At 52.7% G+C, this 19,287-nt stretch carries 10 protein-coding genes and 4 pseudogenes; 6 read left to right on the plus strand and 8 right to left on the minus strand.

What is annotated here, in order from left to right:
* The first annotated feature begins 164 nt into the window (after positions 1-164).
* Both ppk1 and ppx read left to right on the plus strand, forming a co-directional pair.
* Positions 165-2,231 carry a polyphosphate kinase 1 gene (gene ppk1 / locus N7E69_RS01935; protein ID WP_000529554.1) on the plus strand — a complete coding sequence of 689 codons (2,067 nt, stop codon included), beginning with the start codon at positions 165-167 and terminating at the stop codon, positions 2,229-2,231.
* Positions 2,232-2,235: 4 nt separating this feature from the next.
* Positions 2,236-3,777, plus strand: coding sequence for an exopolyphosphatase (gene ppx / locus N7E69_RS01940; RefSeq protein ID WP_001123330.1), 1,542 nt, complete (start codon positions 2,236-2,238; stop codon positions 3,775-3,777).
* A 35-nt stretch (positions 3,778-3,812) separates the two neighbouring features.
* On the opposite strand, the gene N7E69_RS01945 is transcribed toward ppx, so the two are convergent.
* Positions 3,813-6,026, minus strand: coding sequence for a sensor domain-containing phosphodiesterase (locus N7E69_RS01945; RefSeq protein ID WP_000773647.1), 2,214 nt, complete (start codon positions 6,024-6,026; stop codon positions 3,813-3,815).
* Positions 6,027-6,122: 96 nt separating this feature from the next.
* Complete coding sequence (locus N7E69_RS01950) at positions 6,123-6,260, minus strand: hypothetical protein (protein ID WP_001540598.1); 138 nt, start codon at positions 6,258-6,260, stop codon at positions 6,123-6,125.
* A 178-nt stretch (positions 6,261-6,438) separates the two neighbouring features.
* Between N7E69_RS01950 and N7E69_RS01955 the strand changes: the two genes are divergently transcribed.
* The gene (locus N7E69_RS01955; protein WP_000075924.1) at positions 6,439-6,630 is read left to right on the plus strand and encodes a YfgG family protein; all 192 of its coding nucleotides are present in this window, start codon (positions 6,439-6,441) and stop codon (positions 6,628-6,630) included.
* A gap of 78 nt (positions 6,631-6,708) precedes the next feature.
* Here the strand turns inward: N7E69_RS01955 and N7E69_RS01960 are convergent.
* Positions 6,709-6,852: pseudogene (locus N7E69_RS01960) on the minus strand (hypothetical protein); the annotation flags it as partial.
* Positions 6,853-7,119: 267 nt separating this feature from the next.
* On the opposite strand from N7E69_RS01960, the pseudogene N7E69_RS24520 reads away from it, so the two are divergent.
* Positions 7,120-7,340 (plus strand): annotated as a pseudogene (locus N7E69_RS24520) (hypothetical protein); the annotation flags it as partial.
* Positions 7,325-7,654, plus strand: coding sequence for a DUF1493 family protein (locus N7E69_RS01965; protein ID WP_001576299.1), 330 nt, complete (start codon positions 7,325-7,327; stop codon positions 7,652-7,654). The pseudogene N7E69_RS24520 and the gene N7E69_RS01965, both read left to right, overlap by 16 nt.
* A gap of 79 nt (positions 7,655-7,733) precedes the next feature.
* Here N7E69_RS01965 and N7E69_RS01970 read toward each other — a convergent pair.
* From N7E69_RS01970 to guaB, 3 genes and pseudogenes are all read right to left on the minus strand, one after another.
* Positions 7,734-8,048 (minus strand): annotated as a pseudogene (locus N7E69_RS01970) (DDE-type integrase/transposase/recombinase); the annotation flags it as partial.
* Between the two features lie 135 nt (positions 8,049-8,183).
* Positions 8,184-9,761: a glutamine-hydrolyzing GMP synthase gene (gene guaA, locus N7E69_RS01975; protein ID WP_000138293.1), complete on the minus strand. Its 1,578-nt coding sequence runs from the start codon at positions 9,759-9,761 to the stop codon at positions 8,184-8,186.
* 69 nt (positions 9,762-9,830) lie between these two features.
* Entirely contained in the window at positions 9,831-11,297 is a 1,467-nt protein-coding gene (gene guaB, locus N7E69_RS01980; protein WP_000944174.1) for an IMP dehydrogenase, read from the minus strand.
* 160 nt (positions 11,298-11,457) lie between these two features.
* On the opposite strand from guaB, the gene xseA reads away from it, so the two are divergent.
* A complete protein-coding gene (gene xseA / locus N7E69_RS01985) occupies positions 11,458-12,807 on the plus strand; it encodes an exodeoxyribonuclease VII large subunit (RefSeq protein ID WP_000953167.1) in 1,350 nt (449 codons plus the stop codon).
* 161 nt (positions 12,808-12,968) lie between these two features.
* Here the strand turns inward: xseA and shdA are convergent, their stop codons facing one another.
* Together shdA and N7E69_RS01995 are read right to left on the minus strand one after the other, a co-directional pair.
* Positions 12,969-18,629 (minus strand): fibronectin-binding autotransporter adhesin ShdA, encoded by a 5,661-nt coding sequence (shdA, locus tag N7E69_RS01990; RefSeq protein ID WP_071591179.1) that lies wholly within the window; start codon positions 18,627-18,629, stop codon positions 12,969-12,971.
* Positions 18,630-19,188: 559 nt separating this feature from the next.
* Positions 19,189-19,275, minus strand: a pseudogene (locus tag N7E69_RS01995) (IS1 family transposase); the annotation flags it as partial.
* Between the last annotated feature and the right edge of the window lie 12 nt (positions 19,276-19,287).

The raw sequence follows: 19,287 nt of genomic DNA on the forward strand, positions 1-19,287 counted from the left end.
TGCTTGCCGGATGGCGGCATAAATGCCTATCCGGCCTACTCTTTTCCCTTCCTTTATGCTATCAGTTTATTGTCATATTTTTCTGGCGCAGTTGGACATTAACGCGTAATGCTCGCCATAATCATCAGGCAGTGTCCCGTGAATAAAACGGAGTATAGGTAGTAATGGGTCAGGAAAAGCTATATATCGAGAAAGAACTAAGCTGGTTAGCATTTAACGAACGCGTGTTACAGGAAGCGGCGGACAAATCCAACCCGTTGATTGAGCGGATGCGGTTCCTGGGAATCTATTCTAATAACCTCGACGAGTTCTACAAAGTGCGTTTCGCTGAACTGAAACGACGCATTATTATCAGCGAAGAACAGGGTTCAAATTCTCATTCACGCCATTTGTTAGGCAAAATTCAGTCCCGCGTGTTGAAAGCAGACCAGGAGTTCGACGGCCTGTACAACGAATTACTGCTGGAAATGGCGCGTAATCAAATCTTTCTGATCAACGAGCGTCAGCTCTCGGTGAACCAACAAAGCTGGTTGCGCCACTATTTTAAGCACTATTTGCGCCAGCATATTACCCCGATTCTTATTAACCGGGAGACGGATCTTGTTCAGTTTTTAAAAGATGATTACACCTATCTGGCGGTGGAGATTATCCGCGGCGACACCATCAACTATGCGCTGCTGGAGATACCGTCCGACAAAGTCCCACGCTTCGTTAATCTGCCGCCGGAGACACCGCGCAGACGCAAGCCGATGATCCTGCTGGATAATATTCTGCGCTACTGCCTGGATGACATTTTTAAAGGGTTCTTCGACTATGACGCGCTTAATGCCTATTCGATGAAAATGACCCGCGATGCCGAATATGACCTGGTGCATGAGATGGAATCCAGTCTGATGGAGCTGATGTCTTCCAGCCTGAAGCAGCGCCTGACCGCTGAGCCTGTGCGCTTTGTCTATCAACGCGATATGCCCGCCGCGCTGGTCGACGTACTGCGGGAAAAACTGACGATCTCCCGGTATGACTCAATCGTACCCGGCGGGCGCTACCACAATTTTAAAGACTTTATTAATTTTCCGAATGTCGGTAAAGCCAACCTGGTCAATAAACCGTTACCGCGGTTACGCCATCTTTGGTTTGATAAAGAGAAGTTTCGTAACGGTTTCGACGCGATTCGTGAACGTGATGTGCTGCTCTATTATCCTTATCACACCTTTGAACATGTGCTGGAACTGCTGCGTCAGGCGTCGTTTGACCCAAGCGTGCTGGCGATCAAAATCAATATTTATCGCGTAGCGAAAGACTCGCGCATTATTGACTCGATGATCCATGCCGCCCATAACGGCAAAAAAGTTACCGTGGTGGTGGAGTTGCAGGCGCGCTTCGATGAAGAGGCGAATATTCACTGGGCCAAGCGGTTAACCGAAGCGGGCGTCCATGTTATTTTCTCTGCGCCCGGGCTGAAAATTCACGCCAAACTCTTTCTCATCTCACGAAAAGAGGGTGATGACGTGGTGCGTTATGCGCATATCGGCACCGGTAACTTCAACGAAAAAACAGCGCGGCTGTATACCGATTATTCGCTGCTGACCGCCGATGCGCGCATTACCAATGAAGTGCGTCGGGTCTTTAATTTTATTGAAAACCCCTATCGCCCGGTCACTTTCGATTATTTGATGGTTTCTCCACAAAACTCACGGCGTCTGCTGTATGAGATGATCGATCGTGAAATCGCCAATGCCCAGCAAGGCTTACCGTCAGGGATTACCTTAAAGCTTAACAACCTGGTTGATAAAGGGTTGGTCGACAGGCTATACGCCGCGTCGGGTTCGGGCGTCCAGGTCAATCTGCTGGTACGCGGTATGTGTTCTCTTATTCCGCAACTGGAAGGCATTAGCGATAATATTCGCGCGATTAGCATCGTGGATCGCTATCTGGAACACGATCGAGTTTATATTTTCGAAAACGGCGGTGATAAGCAAGTTTGGCTCTCTTCAGCTGACTGGATGACGCGTAATATTGACTACCGTATCGAAGTCGCTACGCCTATCCTCGACCCGCGGCTTAAACAGCGCGTCCTGGATATCATTGACATTCTGTTTAGCGACACGGTAAAAGCGCGTTTTATCGATAAAGAACTCAGCAACCGCTACGTACTGCGCGGCAATCGCCGTAAAGTCCAGGCGCAGCTGGCAATTTATGACTACATCAAATCACTCGAGCAACCAGACTAACGCTATGCCAATTTACGATAAATCCCCTCGTCCGCAGGAGTTCGCTGCGGTCGATCTCGGCTCAAACAGCTTTCATATGGTCATTGCCCGCGTGGTTGACGGCGCAATGCAGATTATCGGGCGTTTAAAACAGCGCGTCCATCTGGCGGACGGGCTGGGCGCAGATAATAAACTCAGCGAAGAAGCCATGGAACGGGGGCTTAGCTGTCTGTCGCTGTTTGCTGAACGCTTACAAGGTTTCTCCCCTTCCAGCGTCTGTATCGTAGGCACCCATACGTTACGTCAGGCGCAAAATGCCGCTGATTTTCTCAAACGCGCGGAAAAGGTTATTCCCTACCCGATAGAGATTATTTCCGGTAACGAAGAAGCGCGCCTGATTTTTATGGGCGTAGAACATACGCAGCCGGAAAAAGGCCGCAAGCTGGTGATCGATATCGGCGGCGGGTCAACAGAGCTGGTCATTGGCGAAAACTTCGAACCCAGGCTGGTTGAAAGCCGTCGTATGGGCTGCGTGAGCTTCGCGCAGCTCTACTTTCCCGGCGGCGTTATCAATAAAGAAAACTTCCAGCGCGCCCGAATGGCGGCGGCGCAAAAACTGGAAACCTTAACCTGGCAGTATCGTATTCAGGGTTGGAACGTAGCGATGGGCGCTTCCGGTACGATTAAGGCCGCTCATGAAGTTCTCCTGGCGCTGGGTGAGAAAGATGGCTTCATTACGCCGGAGCGCCTCGATAAACTGAAGTCAGAAGTGTTGAAGCACCGCTCCTTTAATGCGCTCAGCCTGCCGGGTCTGTCTGAAGAACGAAAAGCGGTCTTTGTGCCGGGCCTGGCGATTCTGTGCGGCGTTTTTGATGCTCTGGCTATCCGCGAGCTTCGCCTTTCCGACGGCGCGTTGCGCGAAGGCGTGCTGTATGAAATGGAAGGCCGCTTCCGCCATCAGGATGTTCGCAGCCGTACCGCAAAAAGTCTGGCCAATCAATACAACATTGACAGAGAACAGGCCAGACGCGTGCTGGAAACCACCATGCAGATGTACGAGCAGTGGCAGGCCCAGCAGCCAAAACTGGCGCATCCGCAGCTTGAAGCGTTGCTCCGCTGGGCGGCAATGCTGCATGAGGTTGGACTGAATATTAATCACAGCGGTTTACATCGCCATTCGGCTTATATTCTGCAACACAGCGATTTGCCCGGCTTTAATCAGGAGCAGCAAATGATGATGGCGACGCTGGTGCGTTACCATCGTAAAGCCATAAAACTGGATGATATGCCCCGCTTTACGCTGTTTAAGAAAAAACAGTATCTGCCGTTAATTCAGCTACTTCGGCTGGGCGTATTACTGAACAACCAGCGGCAGGCGACCACTACGCCGCCAACGCTGCGACTAACGACCGATGACAGCCACTGGACGTTATGTTTTCCGCATGACTGGTTCAGCCAGAATGCGCTGGTACTGCTTGATCTGGAAAAAGAACAGCAGTACTGGGAAGCTGTAACTGGCTGGCGTCTCAATATTGAGGAAGAAAGCTCGCCGGAGATCGCCGCGTAAATTGTGAGCCAGACGCCGCGCCGCGGCGTCTGTCTTTACTGAATCTCAGATAATAGCTGCGGCTCGCCAATTAAATATCCCTGAAGATAGTCGATCCCCAACGAGAGCACGACGCTTCGTATTTCTTCGCTCTCGACATACTCCGCGACGACCTGCATATTTTTCATTCGCGCTAAATGACAAATAGAAGCCACAATCTGATAATCGAGACTGTTTGACACTATATTGCGAATAAAACTGCCATCAATTTTAAGAATATCGGCGTCAACGTTTTTCAGCCGCGCATAGCTGGCGTAGCCAGTACCGAAATCATCAATCGCTATCTGACAGCCAAACTGCTGTAGCTGTCCCAGCGTCAACTGCGCCTGCTCAGCATTGGTGAGAGAGTTGCTTTCCGTTACCTCAAAAACCAGTTGCCAGGGTTCAACCTGATATTGCGTAAGCAACTGCTTAACTTCTGCAGGGAAACGAGCGCGGCATACCGATGTTGGCGACAGATTAATGGCAAAACGATGCGCGGGCATATATTCCCGGCTGGCCGCCATAAACCGCAGCGTGTTTTCAATCACCCAGAGATCGATAGCGGAAGACAAACCAAACTCATGCGCCACGGGTAAAAAATTGTCCGGGTTGATAACGTCGCCGTTGTCATCCCTGAGTCGCAGTAAAATTTCATGGTAAACGTCCCCACGAACACCGAAAATAGGCTGCGCCATCAGGAAAAAATGATCGTGCTCCAACGCCTGTTGCAGGCGATTCATCATCGCAATTCTGCCCTTCAAATCGCGCTGCAGGTGCATTGCGCCGCGCCGCTGTAAATCCTCCGGCGCGTTAGTCGTCAACGAAAGATCGGAACTGGTGCTTAATTCGCCCAGCAGAAGATAAAGGTGGCTAACCGGAGAACGCACGCAGCAGTAGCTCACGCCGACAGGCGGCTGTAGCGGCAGTCCATCCCAGATAAACCGAAACTGCTTAATATGTTTATCCAGCGCTTCAATACGCTGCTGATGCGCCTCTGTATTAAGACGCAGCACCAGGTCGTGCCCTGACATCTGGTAGACGCACTCATTTGAGGCCAGCATCGGCGTAATCCAGTGAGAGAGCTTTTGCTTATACTGGATGCGTAGCATGACGCCATAATTTTTACCCAATAGCTCCAGGCCCGGCACGTGTAAAAAACAGATCGTAGACCAGGGCGCATTTTGGAGCGCGCGGTTTAACGCACGTAAATTGGGAAGATGTACAACCGGGTCAAGATAGGCCAGCCGCCGTGCGCGACCACTCACTACGCGCTGACGCGTGGCCAGTACAGACATATAATTAACAATAAAAGAAAAAACCAGATAGCTCGAAGAGGTAATCGCTAATTGCGTATCATAACCTGAATACCAGGGCATATAACGCTGATAATAATGAATCGACGTAATTAGCACGACGGCCCAGATAATTGAAATAAACTTATAGCCATAGCGCATCGCACCCCACAGCATGACCGGCAATAATAACGAAAGCGTATAGTTGGTACTAAATATTGAACTATTATCAGTCAATGGCATACACAGTATAAACATTAGTGTAGTCAATACGGCCAGCCAAATAACGATCTCTTTTTTAGTGGCCTTGCTATCAATCTGTAGCTTTAATTGCTGATAATACCCCCGCAGGTGCAGCGGATTGCGGAGAGTACGAATAATAAAATAGCACAATGGCACGCCGACAAGGTTACCGACCAGTAACGCCTGGTAATTAATCAGCGTGTTGATATTAAAGGGCATTACCCCCATCAGGCTGGCTTTGCTTTCGTACATGCCAACAAAAGCGGCAAACTGGTAGATGACCAGAAATAATGTTGCAGAACAAAATACCTGCCAGAATATTCGTTGAAACAACAGGTGGGCGTCGCCGTGGGAAACATTGTTTCGCCGGGGGGAAAAGACACGATAGCCGCCCCAGCTTAGCACGATAGTAATGATAAAGTGCATCGTCACAGAAAGGGTTTCATACAGCCCTGTCTGCGGGTATCTGCGCCAGAAGATAGCAAGCACAATGCCCGGCAGTGCTGCCCAGCCGAAAAAGAGCATCAGGCTAAGCATAAAAGCTAACGGCAGGTAAAAAAGAACCACATTTCCAGTGCTGGTAAGCGCATAAGTATTTGCGCTACTTAAAACAGGTAGTAAAATCGAAGGAAGGATGAGCGGTAGTCCCCACCATTTATCTCTGATATTTATATAAGTTTTATTTAGTTTCATAGATGCTCAGCAGCCCCCCCCAATCCCAAAGGGGCGTTAACAGACAGGCATCCCACCTGACTTTAAATTGATGATGCGATATACATCACACGATAGTCATCGATTGTAATTATTAAACAAAAGTAACATTTGATTTAAGTCAATTATTACCTTTCTCCTGCAGCCTTTATTCGCCTTTTTATTCTTTGTTATCATTAATTTATTATTAATGTAAATACTAAAATTATCTTCCATAACAATATAAGATAAATCAACTGACGCAATTTTACATTAAGAGGAATTGACCATCGGTTCGCAGTATGCCTTAATGTAGAGTGAACGCAGGCTTGTTACGTTCTTCGCCTTGATAATACCCTTGAAGAACCCAGCCTGATCCCGCCCATACCGCTGGGCCAACGTTAAGGAACCCTTTGTGAGTCAGGCCAACAGTATGCGAAAACGACATCGATTTAACACTCGCATGACCCGTATCGTACTGCTTATCAGTTTTCTCTTCTTCTTTGGACGTTTCGTCTACTCTTCTATCGGCGCCTGGCAGCACCATCAGGATAAAAAAGAAGCGCAACAATCATCGCTTTCTGTCACCACGCCGGGACAACGTTAAGCTGTTATCCGTTAAAAAGCCCGCGCAAGAAAAAGAAGCTTTAGCGTTAACGCAAAAAGACAATCCCACTCAATGGGTTCAGGCCATGATCAGACGCTTAAAGAGCAACCGCGGGATATCCTGCCTGGGTGATAAGATCACATGCGCGGTTACTAAGATTCCCTCGACCGAATACAAAACCCGATAGCCTTCAGCGTGGTTAAACTCCCGGTAGCTGGCACAAGTTCAGGGCAAATCTGGAATCCCAGCGGGCACTGACGTACGGTACTCTCAAACTGTGTGAGTATCTCTGCGATAACCGGATGCGGCTCAACCTCAACGCACTTCAGGAAACCCGCTATTGTGTCGATGCAGTGCTTTACCGTAAACGTATACTCAAAGGTCACCTGCGGCTCCGACCTATCCGCCAGAGTCAATGCGAAATCAGGAAGATAACCATCGTGGGAGGAGAATAAGGTGACCAGTCCTATACGTCAGAATTTGTTTTGTAAAGAGCCACCTGGGATCAGATTACCAACGTTGACAGGCAAAACCATCAACTCATTACAGCTAAGCTCAACGAATAATTTAGGTCGTTTCGTTGGTCGTAATGTACCCTGGCTCGGTTGGGTTATGACATTCACTACGATTTATGATATCCAGCGTGAATTAAAAATACATTTAATCGTGTGGCGGTTCCTAAAGATCGCATTCAGTGGACGTACTTCTAATGAGAGATATTGAGAAAGAAATTATCGATTTTATCGATCAGGAATATAACACTAAAAAGTACTTTCTCTGTGGGCCAAAGCGAACCATCACGCTTGATATCAGTATTAGGGATGATCTAAAACTCGTTTTTGAAGATAGTGAAGAACTTCTACAAGAGTACTTCAAGCGTTGGAATGTAGATTCAGAAGGATTTGACATACTCAACTATCTGAATCCAGAGTACTTTGGAAGTAAAGAGCCTGATCCGCGTAAGCCACTAACAGTTGGTATGCTCGTTGAAAGTGCTAAAACTGGACGTTGGTTATATAGTTGAAGAATAAAGTTATTATATTTTAAATACCCCTTATTTGGGCTGAATCGCCACGGATAACCTGGACACTTCTGAGTCGTTGGTAGATCTTTTTCTTTATCCGCTCACGCTTCAGTAGCTGGAAAAAGCTTTCTGCAACCGCATTATGACAGTTGCCACGACGGCTCATACTGCCCTCCAGTCCGTGCGATTTCAGCCATTCATAGCGGGTGTACTGACTACCCTGATCAGACTGAACCAGCACCTGTTTTTGGGGATGACGTCGCCACACGGCCATCAGAAGCGCATTCAGAACAATGTCTTTTGTCATTCATGGTTGCATTGACCAACCGATAACTTTGCACGAGAACAAATCAACGACCACGGCAAGATACAACCAACCTTCGTGGGTTCGTAATTACGTCAAATTTGCCGTCAGGAGCTGTGCGCTACACAGAAAATGCATCTATGCACATAAATAAAAACCCTCTGCAAAAACAGAGGGTTAAATTCACTTTTACCTGTTCATGAAAACACAGGAAGGATTATCGGCTTATTCCCACTCAATGGTAGCCGGTGGTTTACCGCTGATGTCATACACCACACGGGAAATCCCGTTGACTTCATTGATGATGCGGTTGGAAACACGACCCAGGAAGTCATACGGCAGGTGCGCCCAGTGCGCGGTCATAAAGTCGATGGTTTCGACGGCACGCAGGGAGACCACCCAATCGTACTTACGACCATCGCCCATGACGCCAACGGAGCGTACTGGCAGGAAGACGGTGAACGCCTGGCTGACTTTGTCGTACAGATCCGCTTTGCGCAGCTCTTCAATGAAGATAGCGTCCGCGCGACGCAGCAGGTCGCAGTACTCTTTCTTCACTTCGCCCAGTACGCGTACGCCGAGGCCCGGCCCCGGGAACGGGTGACGGTACAGCATGTCATACGGCAGGCCCAGCTCCAGACCAATCTTACGCACTTCGTCTTTGAACAGCTCTTTCAGCGGTTCAACCAGCCCCATCTTCATCTCTTTCGGCAAGCCGCCGACATTGTGGTGAGATTTGATGACGTGCGCTTTACCGGTTGCAGACGCCGCAGATTCGATAACGTCAGGGTAAATGGTGCCCTGCGCCAGCCACTTCACGTCTTCCAGTTTGAGCGCTTCTTCGTCGAACACTTCAACGAAAACGCGGCCGATGATCTTACGCTTGGCTTCCGGATCGTTCTCACCAGCCAGCGCGGACAGGAAGCGATCTTCTGCCGGTACGTGAACAATGTTCAGACCAAAATGGTCGCCAAACATGTCCATCACCTGCTCGGCTTCGTTCAGGCGCAACAGGCCGTTGTCGACGAAAACACAGGTCAGATTTTTACCGATCGCGCGGTGCAGCAGCATGGCGGTGACGGAAGAATCCACGCCGCCGGAGAGACCGAGGATCACTTTATCGTCGCCTACCTGCTCGCGAATGCGCGCCACGGCGTCATCGATGATCTTCGCCGGCGTCCACAACGCTTCACACTGGCAGATATCGCGTACAAAACGCTCCAGCATGCGCATACCCTGGCGGGTGTGAGTCACTTCCGGGTGGAACTGTACGCCGTAGAAGCGTTTTTCTTCGTTGGCCATAATGGCGAACGGGCAGCTCTCGGTGCTGGCGACGGTCACGAAGTCGGACGGAATCGCCGTCACTTTATCGCCGTGGCTCATCCACACGTCCAGCAGCGGTTTGCCGTCTGCGGTCAGGGAATCTTCAATACCGCGAACCAGCGCGCTGTCGGTCAACACTTCGACCTGCGCATAACCAAATTCACGCTCATTAGAACCTTCTACATGACCGCCAAGCTGCATCGCCATGGTCTGCATACCATAGCAAACGCCAAATACCGGCACGCCTGCTTCAAAGACATACTGCGGCGCGCGCGGGCTGTTTTCTTCGGTGGTGCTTTCCGGGCCGCCGGAAAGAATAATGCCGCTTGGGTTGAAGTCACGAATTTGTGCTTCTGTCACATCCCACGCCCACAGTTCACAGTAAACACCCAGCTCACGCACGCGGCGCGCAACCAGTTGAGTGTACTGAGAACCGAAGTCCAGAATGAGGATGCGATGCTTATGAATGTTTTCCGTCATTGACGCTTATTCCGAGGCAAGTGAAACAGATTAAATAAATCGCCCGACGCGAAGGTCGGGCGAAGAAAATCAGGAGCCCAGACGGTAGTTCGGGGACTCTTTGGTGATGGTCACGTCGTGAACGTGGCTTTCCTGGATACCCGCACCGCTGATACGCACAAACTCCGCTTTAGTACGCAGTTCGTCGATGGTAGCACAACCGGTCAGCCCCATACAGGAGCGCAGGCCGCCCATCTGCTGGTGAATGATCTCTTTCAGGCGACCTTTATAGGCTACGCGGCCTTCGATACCTTCCGGCACCAGTTTGTCGGCGGCGTTGTCGCTCTGGAAGTAACGGTCGGAGGAACCTTTGGACATCGCGCCCAGCGAGCCCATCCCGCGGTAAGATTTGTACGAACGGCCCTGGTAGAGTTCGATTTCGCCCGGGGATTCTTCGGTACCGGCCAGCATAGAGCCCACCATTACCGCGCTCGCGCCTGCGGCGATGGCTTTGGCGATGTCGCCGGAGAAACGGATACCGCCGTCAGCGATAACCGGAATCCCGGTGCCTTCCAGCGCTTCCACCGCGTCAGAAACAGCGGTGATCTGCGGAACGCCCACACCAGTCACGATACGAGTCGTACAGATGGAACCCGGGCCGATACCCACTTTCACCGCGCTGCAACCGGCTTCCGCCAGTGCGCGAGCGCCTGCGCCCGTCGCAACGTTGCCGCCGATGATTTGCAGGTCAGGATATTTAGCACGCGTCTCACGGATACGTTGCAACACGCCTTCAGAGTGACCGTGAGAGGAGTCGATCAGCAGTACGTCAACGCCTGCCGCCACCAGCGCGTCAACGCGCTCTTCGTTGCCCGCGCCTGCGCCGACCGCCGCGCCGACACGTAAACGGCCCTGCTCATCTTTACAGGAGTTTGGTTTACGTTCCGCTTTCTGGAAATCTTTTACGGTAATCATGCCAAGCAGATGGAAGTTATCATCAACGACCAGCGCTTTTTCTACGCGTTTTTCGTGCATTTTTGCCAGCACGACTTCACGGGCTTCGCCTTCACGAACGGTCACCAGACGCTCTTTCGGTGTCATGTAGACACTCACCGGCTGGTTCAGGTCAGTCACAAAACGCACGTCACGACCGGTGATGATACCCACCAGCTCGTTATCTTCAGTCACCACCGGATAGCCCGCAAAACCGTTACGCTCGGTCAGGGCTTTCACTTCATGCAACGTGGTGGTTGGCAGGACGGTCTGCGGGTCGGTCACTACGCCGGACTCGTGTTTCTTCACGCGGCGAACTTCTTCCGCCTGGCGCTCAATAGACATGTTTTTGTGGATAAAACCAATGCCGCCTTCCTGGGCCAGGGCAATTGCCAGGCGCGCTTCCGTCACGGTGTCCATCGCCGCAGAAAGCATAGGAATATTCAGACGAATAGTTTTCGTCAACTGCGTGCTGAGATCGGCAGTATTCGGCAAAACGGTGGAGTGAGCGGGAACAAGGAGGACGTCGTCAAACGTCAGAGCTTCTTTAGCGATACGTAGCATGGGCAATATCTCACCTGGGAGGTTAATAAATATTGCCGCGGCATTATACAGAACGTAATCGGTTGCATCTACATTTTTTTGCAAATAGTGCTTGCGATCCCCCGTGAGCAGGTTACTATCGATTGAATAACCTGCTGATTTAGAATTTGATCCCGCTCACATGTTATCCTCTCAAACTTCCTCAATTTTTACCGTAAGCCGCCTTAACCAGACGGTTCGTCTGCTGTTAGAACAGGAGATGGGACAGGTATGGATCAGCGGCGAGATTTCTAATTTCACGCAGCCTGCGTCGGGCCACTGGTACTTTACGCTCAAAGACGATACCGCTCAGGTGCGCTGTGCGATGTTCCGTAACAGCAATCGCCGGGTGACGTTCCGCCCGCAGCACGGGCAGCAGGTGCTGGTACGCGCCAACATTACGCTGTACGAGCCGCGCGGCGATTATCAAATCATCGCCGAAAGTATGCAGCCCGCGGGCGAAGGCTTGTTGCAGCAGAAATATGAGCAGCTAAAAGCCAAACTGCAGGCCGAAGGCTTGTTCGATCAGCAGCATAAACAGCCGTTGCCCTCCCCGGCCCACTGCGTTGGGGTGATCACTTCGAAAACCGGCGCGGCGCTGCACGATATTCTCCACGTGCTAAAGCGTCGTGACCCATCCCTGCCCGTTATTATCTATCCAACCGCAGTCCAGGGCGACGACGCGCCGGGGCAGATCGTTCGTGCTATCGAACTGGCGAACGCGCGCGGCGAATGTGATGTACTGATCGTCGGACGCGGCGGCGGTTCGCTGGAAGATTTGTGGAGTTTTAACGACGAACGCGTGGCGCGGGCGATTTTTGCCAGCCGCATTCCGGTGGTCAGCGCCGTCGGTCACGAAACGGACGTCACGATAGCTGATTTTGTCGCCGACCTGCGCGCGCCTACGCCATCAGCAGCGGCAGAAATTGTCAGCCGTAACCAGCAGGAGTTGTTGCGTCAGATCCAGTCCGCCCAGCAGCGTCTGGGCATGGCGATGGACTACTACCTCGCCAATCGCAGCCGCCGTTTCACGCAGATTTTTCACCGTCTGCAACAGCAACATCCGCAACTGCGTCTGGCCCGTCAGCAAACCGCGCTGGAACGTCTACGCCAACGGATGGGATTTGCGCTTGAGGCCAGGATTAAGCAGGCCAATCAACGCCAACAGCGCGTAAGTCAACGCCTGAGCCAGCAAAATCCGCAGCCGCGCATTCACCGCGCGCAGTCGCGCATCCAACAGCTGGAATATCGTCTGACGGAGAATATCCGCTCACGGTTAAGCGAACAGCGCGAGCGTTTTGGCAACGCGGTCACGCATCTGGAAGCGGTCAGCCCGTTAGCCACGCTGGCGCGCGGCTATACGGTTTCGACGACAACGGACGGCAAGGTGCTGAAAAAGATCAAACAGGTCAAAGCAGGCGATATCATGACCACGAGACTGGAGGACGGCTGGCTTGAAAGTGAAGTCAAATCCGTCACGCCGGGCACGTAATCCAACACTCCCCCACCCTTTGCAGCGCGATGTTGGGTTTCGACTTCGCCTCAGCCAACCTACGCGCCACGTCGGATAAGGTGTAGCCATAATCTGACGATCAACCGGTTTGTCATTCGCCTCAAAACCGGGCAGGGAACACCCGCCCGGTTTTGTCTAACTTACCAGTTATAGCGCAGATTGAGGCTACCGTTCAGATCGCCAAAGTCATTGCTGCCAGTCTGCCTGGCAACCTGAGCGCGAACGCTCCACTGCTTATCGATATCTGCCTGCAGACCCACTTTCAGCTCCGCACGGTTAGCCGGAAGATCCTGTTTCACCGTAGCATCATCAAACGATACCGACACATCATCGCTGGTGTGCAGCCAGTTAGCTTCAGCAAACGGCTGGATAACCGTACGGCTGCCTTTGTACAGCTTGCCGTCAACACGCAGACCCAGACGCGTTGTCCAACTGTCGCCATCCTGACCATCGATCCGGGTGCCGTAGTTATCCTTCACGCTATCCGCTGAGTAATTCTGCCAGACAACCTGCGCCTGCGGCGTCAGACTGACAGTATTACCGTTGCTAAGCGCAATATCGTAGCGATAACCAGTTTCCAGCGAGACGGCGTTAGCGGTTGAATCATAAGATTCAGATCCCGCATCACCGCTCTCTACGCTGTTGTTGTAGAAACCATATTGGTACCAGCTGTCGACATACGCGCCGCTATGCGTTTGGGCATCGGCAAACCAGGTGGCATAGACGCCAAGGTTATAGCCGTCTACGTTGCCGCTACTGGTGAACTGGCTACCGTCCGCGCCACGGTTACCGGTGCTGTCGGTATCGGCGTTGATGTAGCTCGCCATGACGCCAACGGTAACGCTCTGCTGGCCGTTGCCCCAGGCCAGAATGTCGCCGCCTAACTGGAACTGGGAGTAGTTGCTGTCCATATCGATATTGCCGCTGACAGCCTCTGATTCTGCTTTACCCGCTTTGAAGCGCGCCCATACGCTGCCATCGGCATTACGATACTGGCTGCCCTCGCGGTCATAGAGGGTCTGCATTTGCAGGTTGCGCGCCATCCACTGGTTGCCCATGTACGCGCCGATATCCGCACGGTACTGTGGTGCGACATCGCCGCCATCGCCGCCGTCGTCCGGAGGCGTGACATTACCGCCATCGTCACCGCCATCCGAAGGCGTGACATCACTGTCATCACCACCGCTGTCGTCATCATCAGACTGTGCTTTTGACGCCAGATACCAGTCGTTGTCACTTTCATTCCAGTACAGACGGTAGGTATACAGACTGGCGTTAACCTCATTTTTTAGCTCAAACGCATCGCTGGTCGATACGCCGCCAACATCCACCACTTCAATACCGTTAGTGGTCTGTGCTCCATCGCCGATGCCGTTGATGTACAGATCGGTGGTGCCGGAGGCATCGCCGGTAATCACCAGCTTATCGGTCGCCGAATCATCGTCGCCCAGGACGGTATTCAGATAAAGCGAGCCGCCGTTGCCGGTGTAATTGCCATCAACATAAAGCGTATTGCCCGGCGTGCTGGAGGTGCTGCCGCTGGCGATCGTCCCCATGTTGATCAGATCGCCATTGAGGGTGAAGATAGCGCCTGTCTCCTCGCTGTCGCCGAAGACCAGCGTCCCTTCGTTGGTCACCTTACCGTTAACGGTCGTACCATTGCTGCCGCCGAAGGTCGCCCCGGAGGCGACGTTCACCGCCTGCTGGCTGCCCATCTCGCCAATCGAGCCGTCTCCGGACAGCCATAGCGTGCCTTCCTGTACGTTAGTATCGCCGGTGTAGGTGTTCGCGCCGCTCAGCGTCAGTTTACCCGCGCCCAGTTTGGTCAGCGATTTACCGTCCCAGTCGCCGTTGCCGGTTTTATCGCCCAGTACGCTGGTGACTTCAAAACTGTCGCCTGCGCCCAAGGTAAACGTGCCGTGTGCTGGCGTCGCTGACGTGGCGGTCGCATTCCAGCTCAGCCCTTCGGTAAGCAAATATTCTGACGCATCTGCAGGATTGATTGTCCCGGTTACGGTCAGATAGTCCGGCTGGTCGGTGAGGTTCATCGTCAGGCTGGTAAAGTCGCCGCTGATATCGCTGTCCATATCCATCAGTTTAAAGGACTGGAACTCCGCGTCGGAGGCGCGCGCTTGCAGGCTGGCGTCGCTGACGACCAAATCGCCGCCAAGCGTGGCGCTGCCGCCGGTGATCAGCGGTTGCACTGAGTCACTATTCAGCTCAACGTTCAGCGTACTGCCATCTTGCTGAATTAACGCGCTGTCGCCGAGATCCAACGAGGTGCCGAGCGCCAGTTGGGTCGTCGCGCCGCTATGAGTGGTGATGCCGCCCGCCGCGCTGACTTCACCGTCTGCGTCCAGCACCAGCGTGGCGTTATTGTCTACCAGACCGGTGCCCAGCGCCGTCGTACTGGCGGCGACCAGCGTACCCTCATTGATGGTGGTGCCGCCGCTGTAGTCGTTGTCGCCGGAGAGGATCAGCGTGCCTGCGCCTTCTTTGGTCAGCGATTTACCGTCCCATCTGCTACCCGGATCCAGCGTGTCGTCAACGTCTGTCAGTGTAGCCGCAACGTTAAAGCTGCCGTCAGGGTCGCTCAGGGTAAAGGTGCCGTGGGCGTCGGTAGTGGCGTTGTCTCTGTCCGCATACCAGGAGAGGGAGGCCGTCAGATCATAGTGGGTGTTGTCTGCTTCATCGACTTTTCCGTCGATAGTCAGGAAGTCAACATCTTCGCGGTTCATCCCTGCAATGGTCAGATCGTCGAAATCGCTCGTAATGGCGCTGTCGCTGTCAATCAGCGTATAGGTGTATGCCTCAGGCGTCCAGCTGTCTGTAACGCTGCCGATGCCGGTAACATTCAGAGTGCCGCCCAGCGTGACGCTGTCGGCGGTAATCACGGCGTCGTCGGTGGCCGCGCCGAGGTCAATACTTAGCGTACTGCCGTCTTCCTGGGTGAGCTGGCCCGCGTCAAGGGTGCTGCCCGCCGCCAGCGCGGTCGTGGCGCCGGTATGGGTGGTAATGTTCGCAAGCTCAAATGTGCCGTTGGCGTCCAGCATCAGCGTACCGCTGTTGTCGATATTGCCGCTGCCCAGCGCGTTGACGTTGGCGGCAATCAGCGTGCCGTCAGTGATAGTGGTGGCGCCGGAATAGCTGTTGTCGCCGCTTAACGTCAGCTCGCCCGTACCGGTTTTCACCAGCGAACCGCTGCCGGAAAGCGTATTTTCCAGCTCGCCCTCGCCGACCTGAAGCACGCCGCTGTTAGCGATAGCGCCAGTGCCCAGCGAATCCGCATGGTCAGCCGTCAGCGTACCGTCGGCAATAGTGGTGCCGCCGGAGTAAGTGTTGTCGCCGCTTAACGTCAGCTCGCCTGTGCCGGTTTTCACCAGCGAACCGCTGCCGGAAAGCGTATTTTCCAGCTCGCCCTCGCCGACCTGAAGCACACCGCTGTTGGCAACAGCTCCGGTACCCAGCGAATCCGCATGGTCAGCCGTCAGCGTACCACCGATAATGGTGGTGCCGCCGGAGTAATCGTTGCCGCCGCTTAACGTCAGCTCGCCGGTACCGGTTTTCACCAGCGAACCGCTGCCGGAAAGCGTATTTTCCAGATCGCCTTCGCCCACCTTAAGCACGCCGCTGTTATCGATATCGCCGCTGCCCAGCGAATCCGCATGGTCAGCCGTCAGCGTACCGCCGGTAATGGTGGTGCCGCCGGAGTAAGTGTTATCGCCGGTTACGATCAGCTCATCGCTACCGCTTTTGACAATTTGGCCCCCGCCGGTCACGTTGTTATCCAGCGTGCCCTGGCTCAGCGCAAGCGTTGCGTTTTCTGCAATCGTCACATCGCCAGTGCCGAGCGAGGCGGCGTCTTTGGCGGCCAGAATGCCGCCGTCAATTTCAGTATCGCCGTAGTCGTTGCCGGTGTTGCTGAGGATCAGCGTGCCGTCGCCTTGTTTGGTTAGCTTGCTGCCGTTCCAGTTGGAGGTCGCCGTGGTTTCGTCCAGTTCGCTGGTGACGGTAAAGGTACTGCCTGCATCAACGGTAAAAGTGCCATGCGCAGCGCGCGCAGAATTTGCGCCCGCGTTGATCGTCAGATAATCCGGCATAGCGGAGGTGTCAGCATCCAGTGTTACGCTGTCAAAATCGGTAGTGATTGCGCTTTGTGAATCAATCAGCGTGATCGATCCAAAGTGTTCGTCGGTTTCGGGCGCGACAAAGGTGGCCGTTGAGCTAAGGTTCAGCGTCCCGTCCAGCGTGACGTTGGCGGCTTTGATAATTGGCGAGCTGTTGGCGGTATCCAGCGTCGCGTTTATCTGGCTGCCGTCCTGCAAGGTCAGGGTATTGTCCACCGTCAGCAGCGTACCTGTCGAACCGCTCGCGTTGCCCAGCGTAATATCGCCGTCGTTGGTCAGATTGCCGACGGTTGACGGGTCGGTCATGTTCCACTGGCTGGTGTCGTCGAGCGACAGCGTAGTAAACATCGCATCTACACTACCGGTTAACGTGGACCCCTGGCTTAAAGAGAGCGATGACGATGACATGTCACTCTGAACAACGTCACCGTTCAATGTCGTATTGTCGGCCTGAATGACCGCCTTGCTGCCCAGCTTGATCACTTCCGGCGCGTCAAATGTGCTATCGGTTAGCACGATAGGATCGTTAATCGTCGTGCCAGAGTCCACATGCAGCGCAATCGTCTCTGAATTAACCTGTGCTTTGTTAACCGTCAGCGCGTTGAGATCCTCATACCCGTCGAGTTTTCTTTTGCTGGTTATAAAGATACCGTCGCCGTCGGCGTTGATGGTGGCGCCGTCGATCCTGGCGTCCGACGCCAGAATATACACACCCGTACCGGCAGAGGTAATGTTGCCGCCTGTAATATCCAGGGTAGTGGCGTTATTGGCCTGTACCGCCGCGCCGCTGGCATTGGTATGTGTTATGGTCGCGTTGGTGAGATTAAGAGCGGCCTTATTGGTACCCTGGATGGTGCTCATCGTACCTGCAGAGCTGACCGAGCTATCAGGCAGGTTCAGGGTGGAACCCTCGTCTGTCGCGGTGTTTCCGGCAACAACGTTTATCTGGCCTTGCGCCAGGGTGATTGTGCTACCGTCCAGCACGTTCAGCGTACTGCCTTGTTGCACCTGCGCGCTGCTGCTGTTAGCTGCCTCAACGATGGTACCGTCCAGCGTTGCTTCTGAACCCGTATACAACGTCATTACGCCGAAATTGCCGTCAATCGTTAGCGTACTGTCTGTTAACGTCAGTTTGCTGCCATCCGCTGCGGAAATACCCTGGGTATAAATACCCGTAGTGGTTATCTTCGCGTCGGTAAGCTCAAGGATAGCGTAATGATCCAGCGAAATGGCGTTGGAAACATACTTACCGCCATCCGGATCATCAGCCCCGCCTCCGCTTGTTTCAATGACGAGCCCCGTCCCTGTGACCGTGGTGGGCTGCCAGCCGACGGTGGCGACACCCGAGACATATAGCGCCGCGCCTTCATCGGTGCCCGAATAGCTCATCGGCGGCGTTGACGCATCCAGAACATGGGTCTGCGCATCAGCATATGATACCTGATTGTCGGCCATGGCCAGCGGGCTGAAAAATCCGAGCGCTGCAGCCACGGCGCAAGCCAGCGCCGCGCGCGTTGCTTTTATTATTTGTCCATATTCGGACTTTTGGTTTGGAGAATGGATTTCACTCGCGCATACTTGCGCTTTAACTTTGCTGTGGCCTCGCGCCAGTTCTGAAGCCACGACATACATATTTCGCACGGCGCTCCAGACAATACTGTAAGTCCTGTTCAATTTTTAAATTTCCCTTTAATAACGTTCACGAAGCAAACTGGATTTTGATTGGGCTACAAATAGCCTTTAAATGCTACATTATCAATGAGTTAAATAATAAATAACAAAAATACAGCTCTATGAATGGTTGCAATCACCTGAAACAATATATTATCCAAGCCAAATTATTAACTAATTTCAAGGCTTATTTCAATGCCAGGTCAATTTCTGGTTGATTTATAATTGATATAAATAAATTCATCCATTTAATAAATATTTATGTCGTGAATAACATTTAATAACTTCATATATTAAAATAAATAAATGCGTGAAACAAAAAGGTGTGATTATCATGCGACACCTGGCGTTATTTTAAATATACTCGTCATACTTCAAGTTGCATGTGCTGCGGCTGCGTTCCCTCACCCCAGTCACTTACTTTAGTAAGCTCCTGGGGATTCGCTCGCTTGCCGCCTTCCTGCAACTCGAATTATTTAGAGTATATACGTAGCGCCAGATGCCGGGTTGCAGAAGGGAGACGGCGCTTTTACACACGCGCGGCAAACGGTGGTGGCGCCAATTAGCAGAACATATACTTTTCAATGAATGCTACTTTCACTTTTTCATGAAGCTCAATTGAACGTGAAAAGCAGATTATTTTCGTGCCAGACGCATAATA

The sequence above is a fragment of the Salmonella sp. 3C genome (assembly GCF_025426275.1).
In the GTDB taxonomy this organism is placed as follows: Bacteria; Pseudomonadota; Gammaproteobacteria; order Enterobacterales; family Enterobacteriaceae; genus Salmonella; species Salmonella enterica.